The sequence below is a fragment of the Gemmatimonas sp. genome, assembly GCF_041689975.1.
GTDB lineage: Bacteria > Gemmatimonadota > Gemmatimonadetes > Gemmatimonadales > Gemmatimonadaceae > Gemmatimonas.
Genome location: NZ_JBDNFF010000083.1, coordinates 1 through 3,107 on the forward strand (window position 1 = coordinate 1; position 3,107 = coordinate 3,107).

At 64.0% G+C, this 3,107-nt stretch carries 2 protein-coding genes; one reads left to right on the forward strand and one right to left on the reverse strand.

The features are described 5' to 3' along the window. Positions 1 to 68: 68 nt before the first annotated feature. Positions 69 to 1,289 carry an ATP-binding protein gene (locus tag ACESNG_RS05955; RefSeq protein ID WP_373068199.1) on the reverse strand — a complete coding sequence of 407 codons (1,221 nt, stop codon included), beginning with the start codon at positions 1,287 to 1,289 and terminating at the stop codon, positions 69 to 71. Positions 1,290 to 2,021: 732 nt separating this feature from the next. Here ACESNG_RS05955 and ACESNG_RS05960 point away from each other — a divergent pair. Beyond that, on the forward strand, positions 2,022 to 3,107 hold a 1,086-nt coding region (locus ACESNG_RS05960), incomplete at its 3' end, for a M16 family metallopeptidase (RefSeq protein WP_373068201.1).

Consider the following 3,107-nt stretch of genomic DNA (forward strand, 5'->3'; position numbering starts at 1 on the left):
AGAGCCAAACAAAAAAGAGCCCGCAACATGATGATTGCGAGCCCCTCTTCACGTTGCCGTCGCGGAGCTCACGGGGCGGCCAGCTGCTGGGACCACCGGAGCCAACGACCGAGCAGGGGGTCCTCGAGCACGTATCGAACGGCGCCGGCGACGGACTCCTCCCGAACAATCCCGCGTTCGTCGAGCGCCGCGAGAGCCTTCTGCATGGATCCGGTCGGCACCCTATGCCGCCGTGACACGTCGCTGGAGAGCAGGGCGCGCCCATCCTCGACGATGGCGGCCTTGAGCGCTCGTTTCTGCTGCAGCTTGAGCGAATTCCAGATCTGGGTGTAGGCCGCGTCCTCCTGCTGGAGCATCCGAACGAGCGCGCGCTCCACGTGGTCGACCGTCAGCTGCGGCGCGTCGCCCGCGGTCGCCTCGGAGGCATCCACCCGGAGACCCTCCCAGCACTCGTGCGCGAGACGCTGCACGCTGTAGGGCACGTCATGGGCAAGCTCTAGGATGCGAACGAGGGCGGCGGCATCGACAGTGAATCCGGCCTGTTCAAAGCCACCGCGGAGGAACACCGTGAACTCGTCCCGCGGGATCAAGCCCAAGAAGAGGCGGGCGCCCAGCTTGTAGAAGGCGCGGCCGGGGTCACTCGTCATGTCTGCCAGCATGCGGGTCGCGGAGCCGGCGAACACGTAGCCCACGTGCCGATGCGTCTGGACAGCGGCGCGAATCTGCCGCTCCGCGGTTTCGCCGCCCTGCTTGATGATGTGCTGGAACTCGTCGAGGATCACGACGACGGGGCGCTCTGTCGCCTCGGCCATCCGCTCAATCGCATCGAGCACGTCGACGAGCACGGGAAGCGCGTTCTCTGCGGCATCCTTGGCGGCGCCGAGGGAGACGCGGACCGATTGGTCCTTGATGTCATACGCGATCTCCGGGCGGAGGGCGCCGGCCACGCGCGCGAGCAGGGCGCCGGCGCGCTCCGTCGTGGACGCGAGGAAACGCGTGGCGCCCGAGAGCAAGGCGGCCGCGAGCAGGTCGAGGCTCTCGTACCGCTCTGCGTCGTAGCGGAGCACGGTAGTCCCACTGTCTGCGGCCACACTCGCGGCGGCGGCGAGCAGGGACGTCTTACCGTACCGCCGAGGCCCGATGAGGAAGAGTTTCCCCATGTTCTCGAGCGACCGGACCACCTGACGGAGTTCATCCTTCCGGTCGACGAGTTCGTCCCGTCCGAGCTCGCGCCCGTACTCGAACGGGTTCCGGAGGGGCCGTGCGGCCTCACGCTTCCGATGCGTCATGGGCGTTCCTGAATGGGGGGTGCCGGGGCGACGCCGTCGCAGCGCCATGTCACTATGCCAGAAGCATTATGCTATTAGCATAACGCTAAAAGTATAGTGGGATGCCCTGAACATGCCAAGTCTCAGAGACACGTGTCCTCAACGCGTGTGCTTCTCACCACTATGTGGCCGACCGGTCGGCGTACGCGCGCCACTTCTCGGGCAGGTGCGTGCCACACCTCAGCGCTGACCCTGCGCGCTGCGACACCGCGGACAGCCGTAGCCGTGGTGAAACCGTCGTTCTCAAGCCTTCGGGGAAGTCAGCATGGAGGCAAGGGTAGTGCCTTCGTGCATGCCACCACCCCAAACCCACGCAGCTAAGGAACAGAGCCTTGATTTCACACTCGCGCCGCCGTGTTGTATGGATTTCGCCGGCTGTGTGCGAGACCGCTGAAGCGGCACTCTGGTATGAAAACCACCAGCCTAGTCATTGGGAGCAATTCCTGACCGCGACGGCACACGCGGCCAGTTCCGAGATTGTTCTTCGCGATCTTCGCGATCTTCGCGTCAACCGCGGTGCTTGCGGGTATTTGGGTGCCTTCGGACAGCCAGCTGGTTCTCGCGAAGGTCCTCGAAGAGACGCGAAGAACAGCGGAAGAAGATGATAGACGGCAGTTAGTGACCTACTATTTTGTAGAAAGGATTTTCTGAGTCAGCCCACGTTGCCCCATTCTCTACCTTGACGAGAACCCATTGAGTTTCTTCAGCAATCTGTCGGTCACCGCACTCGTGACCGTGATGATCGCCACTGCCGCCGAGGCCCAAGCTACGGCTACGAAACCGGGCACCAAGATCGCCGCCAAAGCACCGCGCGATTCCTTCGCTCTCACGGCCGCGTTACCCGTGGACCCCGCCGTGCGCATCGGCACATTGCCCAACGGCATCCGTTATTACATCCGGCGCAACGCGAAGCCCGAACAGCGGGCTGAGTTACGACTGGTCGTGAACGCCGGTTCCATTCTGGAAGACGACGATCAGCGCGGTCTCGCGCACTTCATCGAGCACATGGCGTTCAACGGCACGAAGTCCTTCGCGAAGAACGATATCGTGAAGTACCTCGAGTCGATCGGTGTGCGCTTCGGTGCCGACCTGAATGCGTTTACCAGTTTCGACGAAACGGTCTACATCCTGCCCGTTCCCACCGACAGCGCCGGAATTCTCGAGAAGAGCTTTCGCTTTCTGGGCGATGTAGCCACCGGCATTGTGTTCGACTCCACCGAGGTGGTGGCCGAGCGTGGCGTGGTCTTGTCGGAGTGGCGCAACGGACTCGGGGCCGGCGAGCGGATTCGCGACAAGCAGTTCCCCGTGATTTTCCGCGGCTCGCGCTACGCCGAACGGTTGCCCATCGGCAAGCCGGAGATTCTCGAGAACGCGAACCCGGCACCGCTCAAGCGCTTCTGGCGCGACTGGTACCGCCCCGATCTGATGGCCGTCGTGGCGGTTGGTGATGCCGACCCCAAAAAGCTCGAAGCGCTGATCCGGGCCACGTTCGGCGGGATCGCGCCACGTAACGGCGCCCGCGCGCGAACGATCGCGTCGGTGCCTACGCACGACTCCACCCTGATCTCGATTGCCACCGACAAGGAGCTCAGTGGCTCGTCGGTCGGTGTGCTCTGGAAGAGCAAAGGCCGCACCACCCGCACGGTGGGCGATCTCCGGCAGGATCTCCTGGAGCGTCTGTACGACCAGATGTTGAATCAACGGTTCGGCGAGCTCGCCCTCAAACCCGAGACGCCGTTCGTGGGCGCCGGTGCCGGCGGCGGCAGCTTCGTGCGCAAC

Bases quoted from the DNA above. Each gene is read 5' to 3' on its own strand.
- ACESNG_RS05955 (WP_373068199.1), bottom strand. From the start codon at position 1,289: ATGACGCATCGGAAGCGTGAGGCCGCACGGCCCCTCCGGAACCCGTTC.